Source organism: Candidatus Enterococcus ikei (genome assembly GCF_017316105.1).
Taxonomy (GTDB): domain Bacteria; phylum Bacillota; class Bacilli; order Lactobacillales; family Enterococcaceae; genus Enterococcus_L; species Enterococcus_L ikei.
The window spans coordinates 1-26286 of record NZ_JAFLWD010000039.1 but is presented as its reverse complement, the minus strand read 5'-3'; the positions used below and the strand labels follow the sequence as shown (position 1 = coordinate 26286).

Sequence of the window (26286 nt, the reverse complement as noted above, 5' to 3'; positions counted from 1 at the left end):
GACAAATTTTCTTCAAAGATAAAAAGTGTCTTTGAAAAAATTTCCTAATTTGCTCAAGAGCTGAACGAGTTCGTTCAGCTTTTGATTACACCCACCACATTTCCGTAGGTTGTTCTTTGATCATAATACTTTTCAAATTAGTAATCGCTCTGTTCAAGCCTTCTTCTGTCGACATGATCGGGTCTTCATGTTCAATACTCAAAACATAATCGTATCCGTAAATTCTAAGTGCACTAATAATATCTGACCAGACTTTCAGATCATGACCACACCCAACTGAACGGAACGTCCATGCACGTGTTTTAACGTTTCCATATGGTTGCATATCCGTCAGTCCATGCATATTGATGTTGTCTTGATCTAAATACGTATCTTTAGCGTGGAAATGGTGGATTGCACCCGCTTCACCTAAAATTTTCACTGCTGCTACTGGATCAATGCCTTGCCACCATAAATGACTTGGATCTAAATTACAGCCGATTGCGTTGCCCGTTGCTTCACGGAGTTTCAACATCGTATAAGGTGTATGGCATAAGAAGCCGCCATGCAGTTCGATCCCGATTTTCACCCCTGCATCTTCTGCGATCGTATTGATATTTTTCCAATAAGGGATCAATTTCTTTTCCCATTGGTAATTGTAGTTATTATCATATTCAGTCGGCCAAGGCAAAACAGGCCAATTGACTTGTGTATCGGTTGAGTTTCCTCCTGAAACACCAGAAAAACCATTGACTACTGATACATTCATTAAAGAAGCTAATTTGATTGTTTTTTGTAATAGTTGGTCTGCTTCTTGGGCAGTTTCTTTTAGTGGAGAAATCGGATTATTATGACAGCTCAATGCACTGATCGTTAAGCCCTTATCAGCCAATTTTGCTAAATACTCTTTTCTAGCATCTGAACTTGCTAATAACTTATCAATATCTAAATGCGCATTTCCAGGAGAACCCCCTGTTCCGATTTCAACTGCTTCTAATCCTGCTTTTGAGACAGTATCAATCATTTCTTCAAAGCTTAAATTATTGAATAATGGAGTAAATACACCTAATTTCATTGTTTAGTTCCTTTCTCGTTCGTAATAGATTCTAATGGTTCGTGGTGCCCGTAATTGGGATAAGCATTTTGTGTTGGTTGACACCAACGAGCGCCGTTTTTAATGACTTTTTGGATTTCTTTATTGTAATAAGAAGGATACGTTTCATGCCCTGGCTGAAAGTAAAAGATCTTTCCATTGCCACGATGATAGGTACAACCACTGCGGAAAACTTCTCCGCCAGGATACCAGCTAATAAAAATCAAGTCATCTGGTGTTGGGATATCAAAATGTTCGCCGTACATTTCTTCTTTTTCTAGTTCAATGTACTCGCCGATTCCTTCGACGATCGGATGACTTGGCGCAACTGTCCAAATCCGGCAATGTTCTTCAGCTTCTCGCCATTTTAAATCGCAAGAGGTGCCCATTAGTTTCATAAAAATTTTCGACATATGACCTGAATGAAGAACCACTAGCCCCATGCCTTCCAACACACATTGATAGACCCGTTGAACGATTTCATCCGAAACTTCTTGATGCGCCACATGTCCCCACCAAATCAGGACATCCGTATTCGCTAGAACGTCTTGCGTTAAACCATGTTCTGGTTCGTCTAAAGTTGCCGTTCGAACCGAAAAATCATCTTCTTTTAAAAATCGAGCAATTTGTTGATGAATGCCCTCTGGATAAACTTTTTTTACAGCTTCATCTGTTTTCTCATGACGGAATTCATTCCATACTGTGACTTGGATCATCTTTTTTCCTCCTAATTTAAAAGCGTAGCGGGCTCGTTTAGTCTCGATTGAAAAATAGGAAATTATGACTGAGGCGCTTTTTGCGTCATTTATAATTTATCTTTTTTCCGAGACCTTCAATCCTTAGAGCTTTAGCTCTTAGGAATTGATGTGATCGATGCAAAGCGTAGTACTAGCCCATGAATCTAGATAATTTAAAAGCTGAATGGGCCGTTTAGCATTGACGAAAAATAGGAAAACATGACTGTGACGTTTTTTGTCACATTCAGGTTTTATCTTTTTTCCGAGATGCTGGCTCATGAAGCTAGATAATCTTGATTTAATTGAAAAATACAGGCTGATTTGTCTCTGATGCTTTGTAAATGGCTTCAAGAATTTCTGTTACAACTAAAGCTTGTTCTGGTTTAACAATCGGTTCTGTGTCATTGATGATTGCATCGATCCATGATTGTGCTTCTAAAACTTCTGGTTTGTCGCCAGCGCCATCGTAAAAATCAACACCACCAGGTTCTAATTCGATTTTTTTCTCAAAAAGTGTGCTGTGGTCTTCTCCATTAATGGTTAAGCCATTATTCATATCAGCTCCACCTTTCGTACCGTGAAGAGTCGTTTTGGCTTCTTTTACATCTAAACTATTCAATGCCCAGCTAGATTCTAGAAAAATCGTTGCGCCATTTTCCATCATAATAAAACCAAATGCTGAATCTTCAACGGTGAACTTTTTAGGGTCCCAAGAACCCCAAGCATTGGCTGCCTTTTCCGTCTCTGCTAATTTATGATAAGCTTTTCCTACTACATATTTTGGTTTGTAATTGTCCATCATCCACAACGTTAAATCCAAGGCATGCGTCCCGATATCGATCAATGGTCCGCCACCTTGTGCTTCTTCATCGAGAAAAACACCCCAAGTTGGGACTGCACGACGACGAATGGCATGTGCTTTGGCAAAGTAAACTTCACCTAACTCACCTTCTTCACAAATCTCATGTAAATAAGTCGAATTTTTTCGGAAACGATTTTGATAGCCTATTGTTAATTTTTTTCCTGTTTTATTTGCTGCTTCGATCATACTACGTGCCTCAGCAGAAGTTTTTGCCATTGGCTTTTCACACATCACATGACAATCTGCTTCCATTGAAGCAATTGATAATTCTGCATGTGTACTATTTGGTGTACAAACATGAACCACATCTAAATCCATTTCTTCAAGCATCTCTTGATAATTTGTAAATGTTTTAGCAGTCAACGTTCCATAATGCATTTTTGCTTCCTCTGCTCTCTCACTGATCAAATCACAAAAAGCAACCATTTCCACTTCTTCTACTTGTGCAAGTGCTGGCAAATGTTTGCCATTTGCAATCCCGCCGCAACCAATAATTCCGACCTTCAACGTCATTCAAAAACCTCCAGTAATCTACTTATATTATTTTGTGGAAAAATAAAACGGTTCCACTTCTACATTATTACTATACAAAACTTTGAAAGAGCTTTCTTCCTAGATTCCGGTTGGAAAGTTCCCGGATATTGCTGTGAAACACTATGATTGGCTACAAAGTAGACAGAATAGATGTTGAACAGTACTTGGCGACCAACGGGAGCGAAGTTTCATTACTTGTGAATCACCAAACGCCTTATTCCAAACTGACGTTACACAGTTCTTAACAAGCAACGAGAGCGAAGTTTCATTACTTGTAAATCACCAAACGCCTTACACCAAACTGATCTTTAACAGTTCTTAACAATCAATGGAAAAAAGTTTCGATCTCTCAAAATTAGTCACACCATATAAATAGAAACGGAGCAGCCTAAATTAAAAAAACTTTACAAGTCTAATAACCTCAACAAAACCAAAAAAAGCTCTTCCCTTCTATAATAAAAAGGAAGAACTTCATTTTTTTATTCGATTCGTAAACCAATCAGCCAACACTACCAGAAGCCATCACTCGATGTCTTTGCTCCCGTTTATATTGCTGAATGATTTTCAATGCTCGTTTTCTTGTTTTTCTATTCTTGCACTTCAATCGTCTGCGTGCACTTGAAAGATCTTGTTTCTCCATCCAATCACCTCTTTGCGTCAATTTGTCGGTTTCTTTACCAGCTTGCTTTATGAACACCAGGAATTTGTCCTTGATGTGCTAACGTTCTAAAATTAATTCGTGACATGCCGAATTTACGCATATATGCTCTTGGTCGTCCGTCGATCAAATCGCGATTTTTCAAGCGATTTGGGTTTGAATCTTTTGGTAATTTTGCTAAAGCTTCGTAATCTTTGTTGGCTTTTAGCTCAATGCGTTGTTCAGCGTATTTTTCAATCAATGCTTGTTGCTGTTTTGCTTTGGCAATTTTTGATTTTTTAGCCATTTTTTCTTTCACCCTTTCTAAATCGTAATTATTACATTTTAAGAGTGATAAGAATAACATCAAATATTATAAAATGCAAGTGCTATTTTATAATATTTGATGTATACACATAGATTCAATAGTTTTCATTCATTTATATAGATGCCAATTCATTTTTTATTTTAGTATTATTGATATTCTTACTAGATTTGATAACTTACTATTATCCTAACTGCAATAATATAATAGCAATATACTCTATTAAATCAAATGATTCTTTAGTAATTGCACCTCTAAATTTTCATATCCTTATCTAATACTATTTTATATCCAACATATATCCTTTAGAACGAACTGTTTTGATAAACCGTGGATTGGTTGTGCTGGCTTCTATTTTATTGCGTAAATGGAACATCAGATTTGCCACTCGATAATTTTTATTTTCTCCATTTATTTCAGAAACCCATAGTTTTTCTTTGAGCTCATCGTAAGAAATTGTTTTGCCTGGACTATTGTATAAAATTTCTAGTGCACTATATTCTTTTTTAGTTAAAGAAACTTCTTGTTTCCCATCAATCAGTACACTTAAATTTCTTGAAATTAACTCTATTTCTTTTCTTGATGATGATGTATTCGCTAAAAAATGCCTCTGGTTATTCAAGTAATGGGAAAGTAAATTCGATAATGTGTAATAAAGTTCCTCTGCTTCCATCTTCATGGGAAAACAGGCTTCCGCACCTAATTGTAGATAAACTATATTTGAACGGGATTCATCAATTGCAGATAACAAATAAATTGGCATCTTCACCTGTTTCTTTAGTTTCATCAACCAGTTACAAGTTTCTGACATTGTCTCACTAAAAATGATGATAGCATTTAACTCTATTGGATGATCTGTTTGTTCCGTTAAGTTGATTTTAGACAAATTCCACCCTTTATCTGTTAAAAAATTTAAATGTGCATTCTTTTCTTGTCTCTTTTCCATCAAGTATCCAATCGTATACATGATTCGTCCTCCCTCTTCTAAAAAACTTATATTTTTTAAAAATAATTATGAAACAAAAAATAGTAATTATCTTTTTTAAATCAAACAAATTTTATTATATGTATATTACACTTATTTAAAGATAAAAAAAACACCATGAATGCGCTATCAAATAACAATCGTGTATTTTTCAGGATTTTATAGACAATATACATCATATAAAAAAGAGGATGGGACAGAAGTGTTAAACCTCGAGAAATAAGAGGGAATTCGCGAAAATTGTTCTTCAAATTTTTGTGAATTTCAGCTTATTTCCGAAGAGGTTACTTCTGTCTCCACCGTTTATTCGTAGTTAGTGTGTGGGACAAAAGTGCTTTTTACTTTTGTCCCACACTCCTTTCCTATTTATTTTTAATAGTCCTACTTTATTCTTTCACGTTCGTTACTTTGTCATCCTGTTGGCGCATCTACTAATTGCCATTCAATTCTTCCAGTATAGCTATCTTTATAGTTGCCATTTATTGACTGTTTATAAAATAATCCACTTTGATCATTCCACTCTTTTGATATATCTATTATTCCTGCATTTGAATCGCTTATTCCACTTTCAATTGTTGTAAACGAGTCTCCAGCTAGAATTTCTACCGGTTTACCTTCTTTTGATTTATAAAAGTAATTTCCCAACATCGTTCTCGTTTGGCTTTTCAGTTCACTCGGCTTAATCTTTAATTGCCATTGGCTATTCAAACGATTATCAAACACACTCAAGCTATCTTTACTTGAAATTTTCACTGGTTGATAATCCGAATCACCTAATTTCAAATCCAACGATAATGTTTTAGGCACTTCACTAAGCTTATATTCTCGAAGATTGACACCAAATTCAATAATATTGTTTGGATTTTTAACAGCGTCATCCATGATCACTTGATAAATTGTACCAGAGTCAATTTTTATTTCCTTGCTTTTAATTGCTTGCCCATCATATAGTACTTGACCATTCTCCTTATTGATAATTTTGAATGTATGTCCTGAATACAGCTCAACATCTGTCTTATCCTTTTTTTGTGCACGAAGGTTAAGAAAACCTTCGTCAATCGGGTCAAATGGTTTTATGACTGCTCCATCATCTGAAATTAGAAGACTCTTGACGCCTGTCAAGGATAAGCTATCCTTTCCTACAGCAAATGTTCGCTGGTACTGAGTTTCATTACTAATGAAACTTGGACTATTTTTTTCATTATACGTTAACTGAGTGTCTCGTATGCTAAAATTGTAAAATGGTCCTAAATTAAATGTAGGTAGAATCCCAACGAGTGCATTTTTATTGATATACACTTGCTTTAGTTTCGTTAATTTTTCAAGTCCAGAAGGAACTGTTCCTGTCAATTTATTATCATCTAGAGCCAGAAATTCAAGATTTTCTAATTTAGATAATGTTTTTGGAATTTCTCCTGTAAAACTATTCCCGAATATCGATAGTTTCTTCAAGTTAGTTAAATTCCCTAACTCATCAGGCAGACTGCCGTTAAGGTGTTTATCTTTTAAGTCTATTACTTGTAAATTTTGAAGAGCCTCTATATTTTTTGGGATATGTTGGTTAGGAAAATCAGCTCCCGTCCTATTAACAATTGATGTAATGTTTAACAGGTCAAACATATAAAGGTTTTCATCGATTTTCTTGCCTTTCGTTGAGAATTGGCGATTTATTTCATCAATTAGCCAGGCTTGATTTTCAAAAAAATCTGACGTAATAATCGGATTTGGCAAAATAGTTACAGGGACATCGATCTTAACTGTTTTATATTTATTTTTAATTGAAACAACTGCAATCTGATCCCCTTTAAGGCTCGTATCTAGCTCCAATCCAGTAATTTCAATGTTACTGCCAATTTCATCTTTTAGATCCGTTATAAAATCACTAGCATTTAACGAATTGATATCTGTGTATTGTTCTATGACTTGAGGTTTAGGTTTTCCAACAGGGGTAGGATATACGATTGTATATTTTAAGGCCACTCTATTTGATTGAAACATCCCATCACCCCTTGCAGAAAACTCCACAAAGTGTTCTCCATCTCTATAATCTGAAGTGTCTACTTGTGCTGAAAAGTTTTGTGTGCCATTTTTTATAGGAATGTTTTGCTCAATAAGCTTTGCCGCATCTGTGTCAAATTGAGCATACAAATCAAATTGCTTAAATTCTGAATCAGTATATCTTCCATTAACAGTTAGTTTTTCTCCTGCATAAAAAGTATTACTTTCTCCTGAAATTGCTCCTATTACTTTGACATTATTTATAGTAGGAATTGCTAATTCTTTTTTCTTTTTTAGAATCCATTGCTGTTTTGTACTCTCATTATTTTCTGCTAATTTTATTACCCGACCAATTGTGTCATACGTTTTAACATCTGTGAGTTCATAATATAGACCAGACGCCCAATTTTTAATTGTCACAACCATATTGCCATTCAAGCTAGTTATTTTCGAAAGTGATAATAAATTTTTATTCGCATACTTTTCATTAAAACCAAGGTTATTTAACATAGTACTTGGTGAGCTTGTGGCACTTTTTTGATCGACAATCAATCGTTTATCTCCAGAATTTGATAAAACATACTGATTATCATTCGGCTTGTAGATTAAAAACCATTCTTGATTTTTTTGACCCACTCCTCCAAAAGGATAACCGATAATATCCCTATCTTTGTACACACCACCCTCAATATCCCAAACCATATTAGTGTTCCATCGGTTTTCAATCGCATAAACGCCTTGCATTGTTTCAAGTTTAAACTTCTGTGAGTTGCTATTATTATTAGCTTTCATTGAAATGGGAAGCATAGATGTCACATTATCAACTGTAATATATAGACCATTTTTTCTATTAGAGATTGAATAAATATTTCCAGAAACTTTTTTTATGTCCCATATCACTTCATCTTCTAGAATACTCAAGCTATTAATCACTTTTTCAACCGTTATACTACTCACTTGATTATTCAAACCAAGTGTTAAAATTCTTTGTTCATCTTTAGATAATTGAATAATGTATCCATCTTTTTCCGGTCTGTATTTAAAGGAAAGTAACTGGTTTCCTAGTCCATGATAGGGATAAGTAATTAATTTACCTGTAGAACCTGAGACATCTAAAACATACCCTTCATCTAAAGTTGAGAAAGAAACATACATATTGTCATTCAACGTTCGTTCTGAATGGGCAACTAATGGACTTCCCCATACAACTAAATATAGGATGAATAAAAATATAATATTAGTCACTTTATTTTTTATCAAATAAGGTCGTTCCCCTCTCTTTAATTCCCACATAGCATTCATCTGTCATCCTGCTGGAGCATCCACTAATTGCCACTCAACTTTGCCAGCATAGTCATCTTTATAATTAGCAGTGCTTTCTTGTTTATAAAACAATCCTCGATTATCATCCCACTCTTTGGTGAAATCGATAATTCCTAAATCCGGATTGCTCCTTCCACTTTCGATTAAATTGAAAGATCCGTTCCCCCCTACTCTTTCAGGTATACCATCAGACCCTTTGTAATAAAAATTGCCGATCAATCTTCTTGTTTTACTCATTATTGGATCAGTCTTGATTTTTAATTGCCATTGATTGTTTAGACGATTATCAAAAATGCTTAAGCTCTCACCATTTGAAATTTTCACAGGTTGATAACTCAAATCACCGATTTTCAAATCCAACGTCATCATTTTTGGCACTTCAGTCAGCATAGACATACGCTGTTGGGGCTGAAACTCAAAAATATTATTTGGATTTTTATCAGCATTATCCATTACGACCTTATAACTTTCTCCAGTATGAAACACCATCTGAAAATTTGGATCAGCTGGACCATCATACATCAAGTAATCTCCCCCATTATTCCAGTTTTTTAGAAAGATTTTGAAGGTATGTCCTGAATATAGATTTACTTTTGTTCCATCTGCTTTTTGCACATGAAGATTAAGGTACCCTTCACTAGTTGAATCAAATGGTTTTAATATTGGTCTACGCAAAGTTACCCATATAATCTCAGTACCTTTTAACGATAGGTTTTTAGCTCCAGTTACAAATGTGTCTTGATACTGTGTTGATTTAGTGATAAATTTTGGCGGAACTTCATCATTATAGGTCAACTGCGTTTCACTTATATTAAAATTGGAAAAAGGCCCTAAACTAAAGTTCGGTAGGTTTCCTACTAAGGCATTTTTATTAAGGTAAACTTGTTTCAATTCAGGTAATTGTTCTAGTCCAGAAGGAACAGTGCCAGTTAGCTTATTATCATCCAAAGCTAAGAAAGTTAAATTTTTTAGTTTAGATAACGTTTTAGGAATTCCTCCAGAAAAACTATTACCAAATATTGATAACTTTGTTAGCTTAGTCATATCACCTAACTCATCTGGTAAAGAACCACTAAGTTGCTTATCTTTTAATTCCAACATTTCTAAATTTTCTAATGCAGCAATCGTTTTGGGGATATATTGTCCTTTAAAACTTGCTGTAGTTCGATTTGAAATTGACGTTATTTTTAGTAAATCGGACATATACAAATCTTCGTCTATTTTTTTAGGAGAAAGTTGTCTGTTTATTTCTTCAATAAGCCATGCTTGGTTTTCAAAAAATGATCCGGTAACAGGTTGTGAAATATTGGCTTGAACTATGATTTCTTTTTCTATTCCTAATAGTCCACTTTTCAACATAAAAGGGATATTCACATTCCCTTCGGTTTTAAACTCGACTTTATTTTTAAACGTTGGAACGACTGTATCGTTTGGAAAATTACTAGACAAATTTGTGATAAAATCGGCTGCATTATAATTATCAGTAGAACTTTTAAGTGCCACCGTTTTATTAGCCCCTTCTGCTTTTAATACTAAAGGATAGCTGACCGTTCCGTTATTAGTCACTTCAATTTCTGTTTTACTAACAGCGTTTTTTGTACTAGTACTTTTTAGCGACAGCGTAAAATTGAACTTTCGCTTGGTTTTGTCGTAATACGTTAACATCTGTTTAGTTGAATAATCAATCGCGCTTTTGAATTTTATTTGGATATTTTTTCCTGCATATTTTTGTAAAAATGTTTTCGGAAACGTCACTTTATTATTACTATAATTGTACTCGGTCGCTGCAATTGTCTTATTTTCAGAAAAAATAATTGGTTTTGACAACTTTAAATCGCTTGCTTCTTTAGAATAATCTAGTTCAAGTTTTTCAGGATAATAAGCGGTTTCTAATTGGTTAGGAAGTTCTTGCTCAATTGTATACTCTAAATTACCTGACCCATTGTCCACTGATGTAACAGACAATGAAGAATAATCTCTAGGAAGTTTTATTTTGGTCCGAGAATCAAATAGCTGAATGCTGGGAATTATGGCTGGAAAAAAAGAGTACATACTCATCTCTGTTGTTTCATCTAGACGAGTTAACACACCCATCTCAAATAGGACAGAATCATTACCAACTACACCACCTCGAGCAATATGTCTATTCTCACCATCTATTGTAGACCTAAATAAGCTTGTCCCTGGTTCCGAAATTAAAGCAATGATAGGTCTATCTTTTTGAATGACATGAGCGTAAACATAGTCACCCCAGTTTGTAGAACCACCGATCGTTACCATGGTTTTCACATTGTCAGATATTGGTTTTCCTGTTACTTGATCTACCACTGTATAGCTGATGTCTGGTGTAGAAGGTGGTATACGAGGTGATATCTGAGAGCGCATTGAGTACTCATTTTTTCTCGTAATATTCAACAGTCTTTCACTACCTATTTTTACAAGTAAGGGAGAAAGGCTCTTAATTCTAATTGCTAATAATTGCCCCTTGTATACTCCCATATTTTTTACTTGCAACGTTGCTCCTCTAGAAAAATTTTCGTAGACGTTGATTTTCGGAACGTAGCTGTCAATACTCACGTCATTCTTAATATTTTGTCCAATATAATTTAATTGGATAACATCTGAGTGCATGTTGATTTGTTCTCCTGTGGTTGCATCATACGCCATTCCATTGCTAGATAAAAGATATTCATTTGATAATCTACCAAGCTTACTCCACTCACTTACGTCCTCAGCAGCATAGCTTATTTCCGATGAAATAAACAAGCTAACTATAAACAAAATTACATACCCTATTTTCTTCCCTCTCATTGCTTATTCACCTTCATTTTAGTTTTATTTTCTACGTCGCCACACTAAAAAGATAATCACTAATAATAGAAGCATTACTAAACTAATAGATAGCACGATGATCCAAATAAACATATTGCCTGTCTCAGTCTCGATTTCTACGGCTTCTGTATTTAATTGCACCGCTTCATCTTCTGTAATTCTAAATTTTTTTGTAAAGCGCCAATTCTCTGTTTTAGAATGAGCAATCAGCTCTAGCTCATAATTTCCTGCTTCTATTTCTTGATTTTCTAATGAAATTGGAAAATTAAAATTCGAGTTTGGCGCCATCGCCATGTCTGATTTTTCTGCTTCATAAATAACTTTTTTTGAATTCTGTTTCCTTACTTTTGTTGAGACTGATAATTCACTAATAAACTCAGGCTGGGTATTCTGAAGATTAGCGATAATTGCTGTTCTGTAATTGAATAAACTTGCTTTGACCGTATTTAGCTTGAGTTCTGGTTTGATTTTATCCAAATTTTCCCGTAATTGGATCCCAATCACAACAGAAAAAACATTCTTTATTTGAACGTCATTTTTCTTTGATTTTGACTCGTTTGTTGCATCATTTGCCTCATCGTAAACGTTAAAGCCTCCAACTATTTTTCCTTCAAATGCTTTTTTTGGCATTTTTAAAGTAAAGGTCACTCTTTTTGTTTCTTTCGGTTTTAGTGTCACTTTTTGTTGCCCTGAAATGAGTCTAGTAATTGGATAAACTAAGGTTGAGTCATTTTTTTCAGGTTCAACACTATATTCTAATTCTCCATTTTGATTGGTTGTGCCTATGTATGGTACTACAGCTAAGTTTAATGTCTCTTCACTAGAACTCTTTATTTCTAACTCTATATTCTGGGTTTGTCCAGGGTTCATTTTCAAGTCAAAGTACGTTTTCGATTGATCGATTTGGTTTTCTGGAATGACCGCTTGAACTGAATAGCCCATTCCATCCGCATATACGCGATCACAAATACTTACGAGTGTCACCATAAAAACTATCGTCAGGCAATACTTTATTGTTTTAAAAAATGTCATTTATTACTCTCCATCTAATTTTCTGCACTTGGAACATCTGCTAATTTCCAAGAGATTGTTGCAGTATAATCTCTCCCTGCCTTAGCAGTATTAGGCAAAATATCCAGTTTAATCTTTTTATTTACCCCTTTTTCACTTTTCCATCTTGTTGCCCAAACCCCTTGACCAGCATTTTGATCTGCTGACATCACTTTTTGTAAATCTTTGTTCAAAGAAACAGAGTGGCTTTTGGGAGGAGCTGCATACTCAGAGTTAAATTCCTGAATATCTCCTTTTTGTATCATTAAATTCGCGCCACTCAATAAGTATCTTTTTTGATCTTTCGATGTGGGTTCGGAAACAAAGTTAGAAATCTTCGCGTAAAGTGACCATCCACTTAAGTTGCCTCTTAAATCTGACACTTGAATATATGGATTAGAATTGATTGCATATTCTTCTTGATACAATCCACTCCTAACGACTTTCCCAAAACTAAAGTTTGGAACTCGATCGATTTTTAACAAGCCTGAACTGTTCGTACCGTTGTTTGCTGGATCTTCTGGATCTTGACCAAACGATGGAGGAACGGGGCTCTCTTTCCCTTCGATAATGACTGCATCAATATCTGATTTTAAAGCGTCGCTGGTTTTTGCTAATCCAGTTTCTGCTACAAAGACTGGTGATATAACTAAACCCACTAAAGCAACTTTTAAATATTTTGATTTCACTATTATCTATCCTCCATTTTTGATTTACCAACAAACACTCCTTATCTTTGCTTTAATTTGGTGTATTTGTTAATGTCCAGTTCAGTTTCCCGATATAGCTTGCTTTACGTGCTGTATTAGGAATTGATAATTGAACACCTGTTGTTCTTGTTGGTTCTTGATTATCTGCATATCGTTCAAAAATATTTGTATAACGGCCCATTCCTTTGCCTGCATCAGCTTTGAAAACTACGCTGGATAACGTGCCTGAAATCTTTGCTTCTTTTCCGACTGGTGTATTTTCGGGACGTATAGATGCGCTTTTTGAGGTAACTTCAGCTGTTGGAATCGTTAATTCCCAGCCTTTCAAGTCTTCTCCGTCATTTACTCCGCCTTTCACTTTGAATGAGTCCATCGCTACTTTGACGTTCCAACCAGTGCCGTTTCCCGTTACATCAACGACTTCAATCCCATATGCTTTATCTTTGGCAATCGTTGCAGCTCTTGTTTCTCCTAAAGGAACAGAAGGATAATTAAAGTCTGACACTGCTTTGATGATAAATTCTCCATCACGAGGTGTTTTTTCTGATATTTCTTCTTCTGCAGGTCCCGCTCCTGTTCCAGCATCAACATTTACCGTTATATCAGATTTTAACTCATCTGCTTTGGCTGCGACTGGCAATAGAGTATCACCTAATGTCATTGCTAATAAGAAACTTACTACTATATTTTTGTTCATAAAAATTCCCTCCATATATATCTATTCAACAGCTTACTACGACAACTTCCCTCAAGATTAAAATATTATTTATTGTGTTTTTTTATTTTTATACGTTTAAATTAGATTGTATCTTCTAAAGACCAGCTAACAGTACCAGTAAATTGTTTACCGTTTGTATCTTCTTTTTGACCAGAATTTACAGCTAACTGTACATTTCTAATTTCAGAAGCAAATCCTTTCGTTCCTGGTTTTGTTCCAACCATGATATCTGAACTTCCTGTTGCTCCTGCTACTAGAGATACTTTAGCAACCCCTGTTACTTTGTCTTCAGTGTATTTTGTTAAATCTGGTAATTTTCCAATAGTCGATGGTAACTTACCAGTTTCTTTATCTCTTTGACTCTCTAAATCAAAAGTAGAAATATTTGCTGAATTCATCGTCATTGTTGCTGCTAATTTTTTCGTTTCATCTGTTGTGCTAACCAAATCAGATAATTTAGCTGTCAGTTTCCAGCTTGTTTGCTTATCAGCATCACGATCTTCATATACTGCGATGTATTGTTTTTCTTTTGATTGTTGGTAGTATACAGAGCTAAGTGCACTTGCTTCATTTTCCGTACCAAATTTGAAAGCCGTTGGTTTGTTGATCAAACTTAATGCTTCATCATAGGGACCAGGAATGATTGAGTTATCATCATCATTGCTAAATCCAATACCTACTCCTGTATTTGCTTCTCTTTCTGCTGCTTGAGCTGCTTGTGGTAATAATACAGCCCCGATTGATAGACCTAAAACGAGTGATCCTAAAACTTTTTTATTCATTGATTTTCTCCTAACATATTTTATCTTTGAGGAAGTTACCGTAGTAAACTGTTGAAATAAATATAATTAGCTTAAATTAAAGATGTTGATTTGCTTTTGTATATAGATATATGCATAGATCATCAAAAGAAAACAGATAATCGATACGACTAATAATAGCCAATTCACTACTATTTTTGATTTTTTTAACTTTAATTTTTTTAATAAAATACTGTCACGATTCAAGGAAAATAGGAACATTCCTAAAGAAATTGTGCCACATACTCCTAATATATACAGCCAGATATAGACGCTCATAATTTTTTTCTCCCTTAATTAAACTAAACACAACTCTTTTCCCTTCAAAATTTATTCATTAATACTTCCTTTTATTTGTTTATCTAAAATAATCGCAAAGCTTGTAACAATCAGAATCATTCCACCTATCAGGACAGTAAGTTGTTTCACTGTTTCTCCAGTATTTGGTAGCTTGACACGTTTATTGATTGGTTCCGCTTTATCGGCTGTTGGTGTATTATCACGTGGTGGTACTGGTATATCATCTTCTGTTTGTTTAAACGTGATACCAACCTCTGCTTCACCTATTTGATTTGCAGATGCCGTTGGTACAAAAAAAGTAGTTAGACTGAAAAAGAGTATTATTATGATTAATCGCTTGTTTAATATTTTTCTAAGACTCTGATTCACTATTTTCACTCCTTTATTTGTTTGCTTTTTTTACTCTTTCTTTGTTCGTTCTTCTTTCTTTTAGCTTGTTTTGCTTTTCTTTTTCTCGCACGTTCACGCACCATTTGTTTCCAGCGTTTATTTCTAATGGTTAAAACGATTACTACTACTACAAATGATCCAATAGCTAATATAACGACATACGGAAGCCAATCAGGTGATTCTAGCTTGAAAACAGTTTCTTCATTCATCTTTTTTGCTTTCTCAGCTGAAACGCTGAAGTCTTTTTCCCATTTCCAGTCTTCTTCATCGTTTTGGGCATGAACATTTAAGGTATACTCGCCAGGATCGATAGCATCGATCCCCCAGTCTATCGAAAATTCATAGGTACTATTGGGCGCCATTCGAGCATTTTCTACTGTTTGTTTTTTTAAAATTGCTTTTGAACCTTTTTTCGTAACTGTCGCTTCGATTTTTAAATTATCTGCGATTTTTGGTTCTGGATTATGTATAACAGCGCCAACTTGTTTACGACCTAATTTCAATCCAAGTTTAGCTGATGTTAGATTTAGTTTTTTTGCATTTTCGTACTCTTCACCTGTTTCAGTTGTGATCAAGCCAATTTTGTATTGGTATTTACTCGAGATCGTTTGTTTTTTTGTTTGCTCTTTATCTTCAACTGTTTGAAAAACAACTGCTCCTAGCTTGATTCCTTCATAACTTTCTTTTGGCGGTGAAACGGACAGTTCAACAATCTTTTCTTCAAAGCTTTCTAATGTGATTTCAGGTTCATTGATTTGGACAAATTCAGTTAATGGAGCTTTCAAACTTTCATCAAGTTCTTTTATTGATTCGTCATATTCAATATTTCCTGTTGATCCTGTCGTGCCATTTGCTATAAACGCTTTGATCTTGACTGGATCTTTTTGAGTCGATTTGACTTTTACTTTTAATACTTGTGTTTCATCAGGTTGAGTTTCGATAAAGAAATAAGATTTGTTGGTTTCAATTTGTGTATCAGGTCTAATTGCTTGAACAACGAATCCTAACGGATCTGTCTCTTTTTCAGCAGCCATTGACTTGATTGGTGAAATAAGTAGTAAGCTACAGACTAGTAAGACGTATCTACAATATTTTGTGACTTTTTTTAACTGCGTAATCATATGTACTTCCTTTCTAAATGTAAAAGATGGATGAGACATTCAGCCTTGATTGAAAATAGGAATTATTACTTACGATACTTTTAGGCATTGTCTATTTTCATCTTTTTCTAGGCGATCAAGTATTGGTTTTGCATGATCTATTCATATTTGTTTATCAATGAACTCATTCATAGTACAATTACCTCATAACAAATAAAACAACAAGTAAGCGCTTTCTAATTACATTTCATTTTTTTATTTACAAATATTATTTTTGTTATATGAAAAAATAACAAGTAAGCGTTATCTTGTTACATCTAGCGCCTTTTTCATTTTTAAATCTATTAAAACCTTTCTTTTTCTATCATTATATTCTAGAATATATTAAAAATATTTTTTTATTTTTTTAATTTAAAAAAAGGAGGAGAAAATAATGACTAACTCTACAACAATCTATGTAGTTGAGGATGATAACCTATATAGGAAGCGGATCATTCATTATCTTGAAAGCTACCGCTCTAGTTCTTTTCGCTATAAAATATCTCCTTTAGACAACCATTTGCTTTTTATGGAAGATATTCCAACATTAAACATTTCTGATACTGATATTTTCTTTTTAGATATTGATTTAAAAACACAGTATTCAGGTATTGATTTAGCTAACAGAATCAGACAAATCAATTCAAAATGCAATATTATTTTTCTGACTAGTTTTGAAGACAAAGCGATTTCAATCATCAATAGTGATATTTTTCCGCTAGGGTATCTTGTAAAGAACCCTGTCGACTCAACTGAATTAAAATCAACAATTGAAACTGTTCTACTGAAAGTGGAAACTCTGACCAAAGCCGATTGGAGACAAGATCAAGATATTACAACGTTTATGAATGGATATGAAGCGATTTATCTTAATTGTAAGGAGATTTTGTATATTGAATCATTGAAAGGATTAAAAAGTCGTGTTTTGATCAAAACAATAACGGAAGAATTGATCATTGAAGGAAAAATCGGTAAAATCAAAAATAATTTAAAGCAAACGTACTTATTTTCATCACTTCAGTCTTACATAATCAATCTGGAAAATATTTCATCGATCAATCGAAAACACGGTACGATTACTTTTACTGGTGACCAAGAGCTTTTTGTTGGCACTAGAATCATTGATAAAGTAAAAAAAGGATTGCAGGAGTATCAATATGCTAGATAGACCTTTTTATGTTTCTTTACTATCACTAAATCTTTTACAATTGCTTTGGTTATTTGCTTATAAAAAAGCCTTGTCTTTTCGGGAAACAATGATTCTGAGTGCTATTTTAGCTGTTCAGTTGATCATTGGTACTTTTACCGATGATCATTTGATTATTTTATTGTTGATTCCTTTTTTTCTTCTTCAATTTTCATTTCAAGCAAGAAAAGTTCAAAATTGGGTTGTTCCAGCCTTATTTTTAAGCTTCGAGAATACGATCATTTTAATTTCATGGCTTTTGACTTTGGATTTTTGGGATATTTTATTCATTAACCATTGGATATCTGCTGAGACATATTCAAATTACTTAAAGTTTTTTATTTTTTTACAACAATTTATTTTTTATTCACTGTTACTCTTCGCAAATTATTTAAATAAACGCTTCAATATCACAGCAACTATTCATCTATTGCCGAAAAAGTATCGTTTATTATCTGTCTTACTCTTATTTTTCTTATTCTCAGCAATTTGCCTGCAACAACTTAGTGTTTTAGAAGGATATTCTGCTCCATTTTTTTATAGTACATTCGTCATTGTTTGTTTTACGGCTTTTCTTAGTTGGAATATTCTACTTCTTGTTAAACGGCAAAATGAGCAACAGTATATTATGATTTTAAATGAAAAATATGAACAGGAAAGAGAAAAAATCAATCGTTCTAATGAGTTTCGTCATGATTATAAACAGCTTTTGATTGGACTAACATCCTATTTGGAAACAAACGATACGCAACAAGCACTTCGTTTACTCCATACAATTATTGATTATTCAAACTCGTTGCTAACACCGAACCTATATAAAACCATAGCAGCGATCCAGAATCCTCCGATTCAAGGTCTTTTAACTAACTTTCTTAAACGCTGTTCAGAAACAGATATCCAATTAAAAATCCAAGTAACAGAAAAACTGACAGATTTCGATATGAATATAGTCGACTTCATTCGTTGCTTATCTATTTTATTAGATAATGCCTATGAAGCTGTTCAAGAAACTGAGCTTCAGGTGATTGAAATAACGATCACAGGTGATGCTCAATTTGTAAAAGTAATGGTCAAAAATACCTATGATAAAGATAAAAAAGTTTCACTCCATTCTCTCTTGCAAAATAATTTTTCGACTAAAGAAAATCATCAAGGAAAGGGCTTGTATATTCTTGCTAAGCTGATTGATAATTATAAAAGAGCCAGTTATCAGGTATCTAAAAAAGACAATTTTTTTATTGTTAGTTTTTCAATATCAAAGTTAGTAGAACCAAAATTTATACCTCAATAAAAAGTAGGAAACTAGGGTCAGCTCTCGTATTCCTACTTTTTTTATTTTTGTTGCTATTTTATTGAACTCAGTATTGTAATCGTGACTAGTTATAAATTGTGGCTTTTCATACTTTTTGATATGATAAACTAAATTGGTGCAAAGGAGTAAATAATTATGGAACCTTATTTAGCAACAGAATTAATTGCTATTAATTATCTCCAAATTATCTGGTTTTTACTTCATAAAAAATATATCAATACAAAACAATCACTTACGTTATCTATCCTATTGATTTCAATAATCCTAATCAATTTTTTTGTCAGAAGTTCTCTCATTTTCAACTTGTTTTTTATTTTTTATACGGTCTTAGTGCTCTTTATTATCCGTTATACGGCTAATTGGATTTTAATGGCTCTCACTCTTTTTTTGATAAGTTCCTTGAGAATGATTGCTTGGCTTTTTACGTATGATCTATTGTATTTTCTATTTAAGTTGAATTATCTTGCCACCGCTCAATACCAGATGCTCTTTCCTTTTTCATTACTTGGTCAGCAAATAATTCTTTTTTTATTGATTTTAGTTGTAAAAAAAGTTGATGAAACTTATTCGATTAGTGAATCTATTTTGCATATCTCCAAAAGCTATAAATTTCAATCACTATTTGCTCTTTTTTTAATCAGCCTTTTTACTGCTTTTAAACAATTGGCTGGAAAATTCTTTTTTGTGGAATCCTTCCTTTATTTAACTTTTTTGCTACTTACTTTAAACTTGATTGTCTATGCAACTGCGTATTCATACAGTAAGTATTATCAACAGCTACAAAAAAAAGAAGTGCTCTATGAGCAATACAATCAAGAACTGAAAAAAATTACTGTTTCTGATGAATTTAGGCACGATTATCGTAATATTCTTTTAAGTTTAGCGGACTATATTGAACAAGGTGAATCACAAGAAGCTCTTGCTTATATTGCATCGATTGCTGATTATTCAAATGAACTTTTAGACGAAGATCCTTATGCTGAACTTGGAAATATTCCCATCTCATCTGTTCAAGGTTTGCTGCTATATTTGATCGAAACTTGTAAAACGGAGCAGATAGCACTTCATCTAGAGATACCTGACATCATACAAAAAAGTGACCTTTCAATTCGGTTGATTGATCTCCTCCAATGTCTATCCAAACTGTTAGATTTTGCTATCAAAGAAATGAGGGCCAAAAGTTTATATTTATCAATCAAAAAAGGAGAGCATCAGCTTATTTTTGAATTAACAAATATGAATAAATCTACTCGCTCACTAGAGAACCTATCTGTCAAAAAACTTAATTCTAAACGATATTTTAAAGAAAATAGAATTCATGCTGTACAAAAAATCTTGAACCAGTATAAAGGAACTACCTTTTTCTTTCATACAAATGCTAATGATTTTATAGTGAACTTTAAATTGTCATTAAGTAAAAACAAAGAAGAAATCTCAAACCACAACTAGATGAGGGATCACAAATCGATTATAGTTAACGACAAACAAAGCACAAAACGTTCAAGTCTAAATGTTGAACATTTTGTGCTTTGTTTTCTTATAGTATCTTCTAATTCTGATCATACCATTGAGAAATTGATCTAGCCTTTAATTAACATTCATTTTCCCAGCAGCTCGACTATTTCCCCATCTTACACAGTCGTTAAAATTCTTTTCTGATACTTCAACGGCGAAATCCCCACTTGTTCTTTAAACACATGATGAAAGGTCTTCACACTAGCAAATCCAGCCTTTTCCGCTACTTCGATCATCGGAACTTTTTCATTAGCTAAAATAAACTTCGCTTGATTGATTCGGTATTCTGTCAAAAAACTCATAAAGGTTGTTCCAGTATTTGCTTTAAAAAAGCGCGTAAAATAATAAGAGCTAAATCCGCTAAACTTTGCTACGTCTTCTAACGTAATCGACTCTTCATAATGATTTTCTACATAAGTAAAAATGCGATCTAGCTGTTCTAAGTTTTCTTTATATTTTATTGTAGAAGCTTTGGCTCCTTTTTTGACTTCAGTTTTTGTTTGAGGCAGTCTTCTGTAAAACGTTGTGATTAATTGAAACAATAACCCATACAGTGCATAATTCTGTCCTTGTTTGTTTTTTTCATATTCTTCAAATAATTGCTGTAATAGTTTTTTTATATCAAGATAAAGTGATTTTGACCAATTAGAGCTATGTTTTTCTCCTGCTTCAAATAGTTCAATCAAGGAACAATCATTCGCTGTTTTCAACTTTTTCTCATCGAATAAGCTTAAATCAAACTGATAAACGATTCGTTCACTATCAGGAGAAGCTAAGAAATAATGAGGTTCACCACTAGCAAAAAAGTAGAGCTCACCTTCTGATACATGAACGATTTCATCCCCAACACCAATATTGACGGTACCGCGTATAGAATAAATAATTTCGATTTCCTTATGCCAATGAGGGTAAACAATTGTCATGCCATCATTGATAAATGCTCTGAAAAGAATATTTTCTTCAAATTCTGGTCGTTCTAAATATACGCTCATGATCTGCCTCCGATTGTTTCCCTTACTTCTTACTTTATCAAAATTTTCGTTATTTACAACTTATTTTGTTCAAAAAAAAAAAACAATCCCTAATAGTAGCAGATTGTCTTTTACGCAGATTCGTTTTATCTGTTCATCCATGGTGTCGCGGTTTCTTTCAAAACACGATTCAAGGATTCAATGTTTTCCTTGCCTATAGTTCTCATCCATTGCTCGGCAGCTAGTTTTCCTTCTTTAGCAAAAGGTGCTACTCCTTCTTTCCAAGTTGCTCGACCACATAAAACACCGTTAAAAGTCGAACCTGCCTCTTTTGCAAAGTACAATGTTTCTTGAAATAACTCACTGCTAACGCCAGCACTTAGAAAAATAAATGGCAGCTCTGTTGCTTCACTTTGTTCTTTAAATAATTGTTTCGCCATTTCCTTTGAATAACAAGCTTCTTCACCAAAGCCTTCAACAAACAACATATTTACAGGAACTTCCACTTTCAACACATCAACATTGTATCGCGGTTTACTGAATTCTTTCATCATTTCAATGACTTTATGCGGTTTGATTTTAGCATATTCTTTACTTGATACATCGGTTATCACTGCATCATATGAAACTAATTCTAAGAAAAATGGCACCCCTTCGGCAACACATTCTGAACCAATTCGTTCCATAAAAACATGTTTTTGTTCATTGATCGCCTTACTTTCGTCCACATCATAATACAGCAAAAATTTCACCGCATCAGCACCAGCTTCTTTTAATCGTTTTACTGACCACTCACTTAAAAGATCAGGCAAACGTCCTGGTTCACTGGCATCATATCCGGTTTTTTCATAAGCCACTAATAACCCAGCTTCTTGATCTCTAACTTTTGCTGCTGGTAATCCGTATTCTGGATCTAAAAGAATCGCTGAAGCGTAGGGTGTTAGTTCACGAGAAACAATTTCTTTAAACGTGATGATTGCTTCTGCATCTACTTCGTGCCCAGAAGATTTTTCAATCATTTTTTTCAATGATCCTCGTTGATCGATCGCAAGTGCGGCAATGATTCCGTCTTTATTACTCATTTGGTTCATGGCTGTTAATTTAGATTCTGTCATTTTTTTCATCGTTATTGCTCACTCCTCAATTAATTGTTGATTCACATATTCAGCGATTTCTGCTGCTGTTTTTAATTCTTTCAACTGTGTTTTAAATTCGTCTTTCATTAATAGCCGTGCAACTTTGGATAATAATTTTAGATGGGTCGTTCCTGCTTCTTCTTCTGGAATCAATAAGGCAATGATCATTTCGGTTGGTTTACCATCTAAACTGTCCCATTCAATCGGATTTTTGGTTTTTACAATTAGAATACTAGCTTCTTTGATTGCTGCGCTTTTTGCATGAGGAATGGCAAAACCGTCCATCATTCCTGTACTACCTTGGCTTTCTCGTTCATTAAAACTTGCTAAAACTGCTGAATCATCAGTCGTTATCTGCAACATTTGAGCGGTTTGTGCTAAAAATTGAAGAACAGATTCTTTCGTTTCAGTTGGTGTTTCTACAAAAACGTGTTTTTCATTTAATAAAACCATTTATTTTCAACCTCTTTCTCTCACTTAAACTGTTACTTCTAATTTCTCAATTCGACGTTTTTGGATCATGCCTAGTATGAATCCGCCAACAATTGATCCTGCTAAAATGGCCAATACCCATAACAAACCATGAGTAACTACAGGTAATACCAGAAATCCACCATGAGGCGCTGGTACTTGAACTTTAAACATATACGTTAAAACCGCAGCAATTGATGAACCTAACATCATCGTTGGTAAAACCCGTAAAGGATCTTTTGCAGCAAATGGAATTGCTCCTTCTGTAATATGCGTCGAGCCTAAAATAAAATTGACCAAACCAGCATTTTGTTCGCTTGTATCAAAATATTTACGGAAAAATAAAACCGCAAATCCTGTAATCAATGGTGGTGCGATACAAGCTGCAGAAACGCCTGCCATAAAACTTGTATTTCCTTGTGCTAAAAGCGCTGTTCCTGTGACATAAGCTGCCTTATTGACAGGGCCACCCATGTCAAACGCACACATACAACCGACGATAATCCCTAAAACTAAAGGACTCGAATTTTCAAACCCAGCTAGAAAATCCATCATACCTTCATTGATCGCTGACATCGGTCCAGCAATGCCAAACATGATCATCCCTGTGATTGCTACACCTAAAACCGGATATAAGAAAATTGCTTTTAAACCATCTAATGATTTGGGTAAAACTTTAAATACTTTAACTAATCCCAACACCACATAACCTGCTAAGAAACCAGAAACGATTCCTCCTAAAAAGCCAGTACCACCATTGCTTGCTACCAACCCACCAACAAATCCAACCACTAAACCAGGACGTTTAGCAATCCCTTCTGCAATATAAGCAGATAAAATCGGCACCATCATGCCCATTGCTAAACCGCCGATTTCTTTTAATGTTGCAGCAAATTGATTAAACTGGGCACTTTCAGGATCAGCAGAATAAATCCCCCATAAAAATGAAATAGCGATCAAGACACCACCACTAACAACAAATGGCAACATATGAGAAACGCCATTCATCAAGTTTTTATAAATGCTATGACCGATTCCTTTAACCTCATTTTCCTTTTCTTCTAAATCAGCAACATTAACTGACTTATCACCGCCAAGAATTTTTCCCTTTCCAGCTAGTGCATCATCAATCAGCTGACTAGCTTCTTTGATCCCTTTACTAACTGGTACTTCGATAACTCGCTTTCCTACAAAACGTTCTGCATGAACATCTTTATCTGCTGCAATAATGACTGCATCGGCCGCTTCGATCTCAGCTTTCGTCAATTCATTTTCAACACCGATTTGTCCATGCGTTTCAACTTTGATCGTGATGCCTTTTGCTTTTGCTGCTTGTTCTAATGCTTCTTGCGCCATATATGTGTGCGCGATTCCTGTGGGACAACCAGTTGCTGCAATCAATTGATACTTTGTCATATTAGATCTTCCCTTCTATTGTTTTGATTTTAATTTGTTTTTCTAGGTCAGTCGTATCACTAAAATCTGTCAACCCTTTTCTAAATGCGGTCGAGCTACCTGCTGCAATGCTATGTTTTAGCGTTTCATCTAACGCTTCACCATTCAATAAGCCGCTAATAAAAGTCCCCAGCAACGTATCTCCTGCACATGCTGTATTGACGACTTTCCCTTTCGGTGCATTTCCGTAAATGATTCTGTCTTTATCAGCATAAAAACAACCTTCACCGCCAAAAGACAATAATACTCTTTGAGCCCCTTTTTTGATCAAGCGTTTCAAGTACACAGGACTTTCTTCTAGAGAAATCTCTTTTTTTCCAAACCATCTAGCCAATTCTTCTTCATTGGGTTTAAGCAAATAAGGCTGATACATCAAACAATCCATCACACTTTGATAGCTACTATCCAACACTAAATGAAACTTTTTCTCCTGCGCGATTCGGCTGATTTCTAATAAAATCGTTTCCGAAATTCCTTGAGGCAAACTTCCAGAAACACATAGATAAGAACCAGCTTCAATCATTGCAATTATTTTTAATAGTTCATCGATTTTTTCTCTAGGGATGTTTGGCCCTTTATTGACAAGTTTGTATTCAGTTTGTTCTTGATTGACTTGGGTGAAAACGTTGATTCTGGTATTTTCTCTCACATGGATAAATCGTGTCGGGATTTTTCTTTCATGTAAAAATTCTTCAATGTAACGCCCGGTGAAACCACCACTAAACCCAAGCGCCGTACTGTCTGTTTTTAGTTTTTTGAGTATTAAGGAAACATTGACCCCTTTACCGTTTGCTTGGATATCATCATCGATCGTACGATTAACTACTTTAGGTTCCATTCTTTCTGTCTCTATAAATAGATCGATCGCTAAATTCATTGTACAAGTATATAGTTGAACCATTTTCCTCCCCCTTTCCTCACACTTGTATTATCAGCTATTTTCTTATGTAAATGTTTTCATAATCACATAAATCAGCTGAAAAATGATACAACCTTTATTTATCTCAGCTGAAAATGGTAAGATAGGTATGAAAAAGCAGTAGAGTGGAGGAATCTTGATTATGGAAAAGGCATTAAGTGAATCAGAAAAATACTTATGGGATTTTATTGATAAACACCTGATTGATATCCCAAATTATTCCATCGTTAAACTAAGTGAAAAAGCAAATGTCTCTACCGCAACGATCGTTCGAGCAATGAAAAAGAAAGGTTATGAAGGCTTTACTTCTTTCAAACATCACTTAAAAGATCAATCCAATACAACCATCAACTTTTCTGGTGTGGAGAAAATCGATGCTGAAATCAAACGAGCGATTTTGAAAAATGAGCAGGAAATGATTCGCACAATCAATATGCTGGATAGTGGCAGTATTGAAGACGCGATTCAAAAAATCAAAGCTGCCCAAAAAATTGTGATTTTCGCCCGTGGCTTTTCTGAATTGATTGCGCAAGAAATGATGGTAAAGTTTCAGCTTTCAGGAAAATATTGTGAAATGCATGCTGATCCCAATATTATTACTAGTATGAGTAAAAAAATCACAAAAAACGATATTGTACTTTTGATTTCTTTGAATGGTGAAACCTCTGAGTTGGTCACCGCTGTAAAAAATTGTTTGAAAAATGACGTTAGTACGATTACTTTAACGGCTAATTCAAGCAGCTCTTTAGCACAATTATCCGAAATCGTTTTCACTGGATTTAAGTCAGAAGGCTCCTACTTCCCAGAATATGAAGTAAGATCAAGACTACCTCTTTCGATTATGGCTAGAATATTACTTGATTCTTATGCAATAAGAACAACTTGATAAAAAATAAACGACGTATACTC

At 34.3% G+C, this 26286-nt stretch carries 24 protein-coding genes; 4 read left to right on the top strand and 20 right to left on the bottom strand.

Annotated features, from left to right (window positions below):
• Positions 1-85: 85 nt before the first annotated feature.
• The 15 genes from JZO69_RS14520 to JZO69_RS14450 form a co-directional block, all read right to left on the bottom strand.
• Positions 86-1054: a sugar phosphate isomerase/epimerase family protein gene (locus JZO69_RS14520; RefSeq protein WP_207113554.1), complete on the bottom strand. Its 969-nt coding sequence runs from the start codon at positions 1052-1054 to the stop codon at positions 86-88.
• Positions 1051-1788, bottom strand: coding sequence for a ThuA domain-containing protein (locus JZO69_RS14515; protein ID WP_207113553.1), 738 nt, complete (start codon positions 1786-1788; stop codon positions 1051-1053). The genes JZO69_RS14520 and JZO69_RS14515 overlap by 4 nt, the downstream gene beginning before the upstream one ends.
• A 319-nt stretch (positions 1789-2107) precedes the next feature.
• The gene (locus JZO69_RS14510) at positions 2108-3184 is read right to left on the bottom strand and encodes a Gfo/Idh/MocA family protein (protein WP_207113552.1); all 1077 of its coding nucleotides are present in this window, start codon (positions 3182-3184) and stop codon (positions 2108-2110) included.
• Positions 3185-3704: 520 nt separating this feature from the next.
• Complete coding sequence (locus JZO69_RS14505; RefSeq protein ID WP_179190492.1) at positions 3705-3845, bottom strand: putative metal homeostasis protein; 141 nt, start codon at positions 3843-3845, stop codon at positions 3705-3707.
• Positions 3846-3879: 34 nt separating this feature from the next.
• Positions 3880-4149 carry a 30S ribosomal protein S14 gene (rpsN, locus tag JZO69_RS14500; RefSeq protein WP_010771520.1) on the bottom strand — a complete coding sequence of 90 codons (270 nt, stop codon included), beginning with the start codon at positions 4147-4149 and terminating at the stop codon, positions 3880-3882.
• A 298-nt stretch (positions 4150-4447) separates the two neighbouring features.
• On the bottom strand, positions 4448-5134 hold the full coding sequence (locus JZO69_RS14495) for a winged helix-turn-helix domain-containing protein (RefSeq protein ID WP_207113551.1): 687 nt from the start codon (positions 5132-5134) through the stop codon (positions 4448-4450).
• A gap of 429 nt (positions 5135-5563) precedes the next feature.
• Positions 5564-8452, bottom strand: coding sequence for an RICIN domain-containing protein (locus JZO69_RS14490; RefSeq protein WP_207113550.1), 2889 nt, complete (start codon positions 8450-8452; stop codon positions 5564-5566).
• 3 nt (positions 8453-8455) lie between these two features.
• Positions 8456-11284, bottom strand: a complete 2829-nt coding sequence (locus JZO69_RS14485; protein ID WP_207113549.1) for a hypothetical protein — start codon at positions 11282-11284, stop codon at positions 8456-8458.
• Between the two features lie 24 nt (positions 11285-11308).
• The gene (locus tag JZO69_RS14480) at positions 11309-12337 is read right to left on the bottom strand and encodes a WxLIP family cell surface protein (protein WP_207113548.1); all 1029 of its coding nucleotides are present in this window, start codon (positions 12335-12337) and stop codon (positions 11309-11311) included.
• 14 nt (positions 12338-12351) lie between these two features.
• Positions 12352-13044: a WxL domain-containing protein gene (locus JZO69_RS14475; RefSeq protein WP_207113547.1), complete on the bottom strand. Its 693-nt coding sequence runs from the start codon at positions 13042-13044 to the stop codon at positions 12352-12354.
• 52 nt (positions 13045-13096) lie between these two features.
• Positions 13097-13762 carry a WxL domain-containing protein gene (locus JZO69_RS14470; protein ID WP_207113546.1) on the bottom strand — a complete coding sequence of 222 codons (666 nt, stop codon included), beginning with the start codon at positions 13760-13762 and terminating at the stop codon, positions 13097-13099.
• A gap of 101 nt (positions 13763-13863) precedes the next feature.
• The gene (locus JZO69_RS14465) at positions 13864-14565 is read right to left on the bottom strand and encodes a hypothetical protein (RefSeq protein WP_207113545.1); all 702 of its coding nucleotides are present in this window, start codon (positions 14563-14565) and stop codon (positions 13864-13866) included.
• Positions 14566-14631: 66 nt separating this feature from the next.
• A complete protein-coding gene (locus tag JZO69_RS14460; RefSeq protein WP_207113544.1) occupies positions 14632-14862 on the bottom strand; it encodes a hypothetical protein in 231 nt (76 codons plus the stop codon).
• Between the two features lie 51 nt (positions 14863-14913).
• Positions 14914-15252 carry an EF2685/EF0750 family sortase-dependent surface protein gene (locus JZO69_RS16825; protein WP_207113543.1) on the bottom strand — a complete coding sequence of 113 codons (339 nt, stop codon included), beginning with the start codon at positions 15250-15252 and terminating at the stop codon, positions 14914-14916.
• 5 nt (positions 15253-15257) lie between these two features.
• Positions 15258-16394, bottom strand: coding sequence for a WxLIP family cell surface protein (locus JZO69_RS14450; RefSeq protein WP_207113542.1), 1137 nt, complete (start codon positions 16392-16394; stop codon positions 15258-15260).
• Positions 16395-16806: 412 nt separating this feature from the next.
• On the opposite strand from JZO69_RS14450, the gene JZO69_RS14445 reads away from it, so the two are divergent.
• The 3 genes from JZO69_RS14445 (at position 16807) to JZO69_RS14435 (ending at position 20359) form a co-directional block, all read left to right on the top strand.
• Positions 16807-17580 (top strand): LytR/AlgR family response regulator transcription factor, encoded by a 774-nt coding sequence (locus JZO69_RS14445; protein WP_207113541.1) that lies wholly within the window; start codon positions 16807-16809, stop codon positions 17578-17580.
• A complete protein-coding gene (locus JZO69_RS14440; protein WP_207113540.1) occupies positions 17570-18889 on the top strand; it encodes a sensor histidine kinase in 1320 nt (439 codons plus the stop codon). The genes JZO69_RS14445 and JZO69_RS14440 overlap by 11 nt, the downstream gene beginning before the upstream one ends.
• Before the next feature lie 156 nt (positions 18890-19045).
• On the top strand, positions 19046-20359 hold the full coding sequence (locus JZO69_RS14435) for a hypothetical protein (RefSeq protein WP_207113539.1): 1314 nt from the start codon (positions 19046-19048) through the stop codon (positions 20357-20359).
• A gap of 182 nt (positions 20360-20541) precedes the next feature.
• On the opposite strand, the gene JZO69_RS14430 is transcribed toward JZO69_RS14435, so the two are convergent.
• The 5 genes from JZO69_RS14430 to pfkB all read right to left on the bottom strand — a co-directional run bounded on the left by JZO69_RS14430 (position 20542) and on the right by pfkB (position 25359).
• Positions 20542-21417, bottom strand: a complete 876-nt coding sequence (locus JZO69_RS14430) for an AraC family transcriptional regulator (protein WP_207113538.1) — start codon at positions 21415-21417, stop codon at positions 20542-20544.
• A 125-nt stretch (positions 21418-21542) separates the two neighbouring features.
• Entirely contained in the window at positions 21543-22520 is a 978-nt protein-coding gene (gene lacD, locus JZO69_RS14425) for a tagatose-bisphosphate aldolase (RefSeq protein ID WP_207113537.1), read from the bottom strand.
• Positions 22521-22529: 9 nt separating this feature from the next.
• Positions 22530-22985 carry a fructose PTS transporter subunit IIA gene (locus JZO69_RS14420; protein WP_207113536.1) on the bottom strand — a complete coding sequence of 152 codons (456 nt, stop codon included), beginning with the start codon at positions 22983-22985 and terminating at the stop codon, positions 22530-22532.
• 24 nt (positions 22986-23009) lie between these two features.
• Positions 23010-24419: a PTS fructose transporter subunit IIC gene (locus JZO69_RS14415; RefSeq protein WP_207113535.1), complete on the bottom strand. Its 1410-nt coding sequence runs from the start codon at positions 24417-24419 to the stop codon at positions 23010-23012.
• Between the two features lies 1 nt (position 24420).
• Positions 24421-25359, bottom strand: coding sequence for a 1-phosphofructokinase (gene pfkB, locus JZO69_RS14410; protein ID WP_207113534.1), 939 nt, complete (start codon positions 25357-25359; stop codon positions 24421-24423).
• A 160-nt stretch (positions 25360-25519) separates the two neighbouring features.
• On the opposite strand from pfkB, the gene JZO69_RS14405 reads away from it, so the two are divergent.
• Positions 25520-26263, top strand: coding sequence for a MurR/RpiR family transcriptional regulator (locus tag JZO69_RS14405; RefSeq protein ID WP_207113533.1), 744 nt, complete (start codon positions 25520-25522; stop codon positions 26261-26263).
• Positions 26264-26286: the final 23 nt, after the last annotated feature.

Coding starts and splice junctions, on each gene's coding strand:
- JZO69_RS14520 (WP_207113554.1), bottom strand. CDS start 1,054: ATGAAATTAGGTGTATTTACTCCATTATTCAATAATTTAAGCTTTGAA.
- JZO69_RS14420 (WP_207113536.1), bottom strand. CDS start 22,985: ATGGTTTTATTAAATGAAAAACACGTTTTTGTAGAAACACCAACTGAA.
- JZO69_RS14480 (WP_207113548.1), bottom strand. CDS start 12,337: ATGACATTTTTTAAAACAATAAAGTATTGCCTGACGATAGTTTTTATG.
- JZO69_RS14490 (WP_207113550.1), bottom strand. CDS start 8,452: ATGAATGCTATGTGGGAATTAAAGAGAGGGGAACGACCTTATTTGATA.
- pfkB (WP_207113534.1), bottom strand. CDS start 25,359: ATGGTTCAACTATATACTTGTACAATGAATTTAGCGATCGATCTATTT.
- JZO69_RS14465 (WP_207113545.1), bottom strand. CDS start 14,565: ATGAATAAAAAAGTTTTAGGATCACTCGTTTTAGGTCTATCAATCGGG.
- JZO69_RS14485 (WP_207113549.1), bottom strand. CDS start 11,284: ATGAGAGGGAAGAAAATAGGGTATGTAATTTTGTTTATAGTTAGCTTG.
- JZO69_RS14470 (WP_207113546.1), bottom strand. CDS start 13,762: ATGAACAAAAATATAGTAGTAAGTTTCTTATTAGCAATGACATTAGGT.
- JZO69_RS14440 (WP_207113540.1), top strand. CDS start 17,570: ATGCTAGATAGACCTTTTTATGTTTCTTTACTATCACTAAATCTTTTA.
- JZO69_RS14430 (WP_207113538.1), bottom strand. CDS start 21,417: ATGAGCGTATATTTAGAACGACCAGAATTTGAAGAAAATATTCTTTTC.
- JZO69_RS14435 (WP_207113539.1), top strand. CDS start 19,046: ATGGAACCTTATTTAGCAACAGAATTAATTGCTATTAATTATCTCCAA.
- JZO69_RS14445 (WP_207113541.1), top strand. CDS start 16,807: ATGACTAACTCTACAACAATCTATGTAGTTGAGGATGATAACCTATAT.
- JZO69_RS14460 (WP_207113544.1), bottom strand. CDS start 14,862: ATGAGCGTCTATATCTGGCTGTATATATTAGGAGTATGTGGCACAATT.
- rpsN (WP_010771520.1), bottom strand. CDS start 4,149: ATGGCTAAAAAATCAAAAATTGCCAAAGCAAAACAGCAACAAGCATTG.
- lacD (WP_207113537.1), bottom strand. CDS start 22,520: ATGAAAAAAATGACAGAATCTAAATTAACAGCCATGAACCAAATGAGT.
- JZO69_RS14495 (WP_207113551.1), bottom strand. CDS start 5,134: ATGTATACGATTGGATACTTGATGGAAAAGAGACAAGAAAAGAATGCA.
- JZO69_RS14510 (WP_207113552.1), bottom strand. CDS start 3,184: ATGACGTTGAAGGTCGGAATTATTGGTTGCGGCGGGATTGCAAATGGC.
- JZO69_RS14505 (WP_179190492.1), bottom strand. CDS start 3,845: ATGGAGAAACAAGATCTTTCAAGTGCACGCAGACGATTGAAGTGCAAG.
- JZO69_RS14415 (WP_207113535.1), bottom strand. CDS start 24,419: ATGACAAAGTATCAATTGATTGCAGCAACTGGTTGTCCCACAGGAATC.
- JZO69_RS14450 (WP_207113542.1), bottom strand. CDS start 16,394: ATGATTACGCAGTTAAAAAAAGTCACAAAATATTGTAGATACGTCTTA.
- JZO69_RS14405 (WP_207113533.1), top strand. CDS start 25,520: ATGGAAAAGGCATTAAGTGAATCAGAAAAATACTTATGGGATTTTATT.
- JZO69_RS14515 (WP_207113553.1), bottom strand. CDS start 1,788: ATGATCCAAGTCACAGTATGGAATGAATTCCGTCATGAGAAAACAGAT.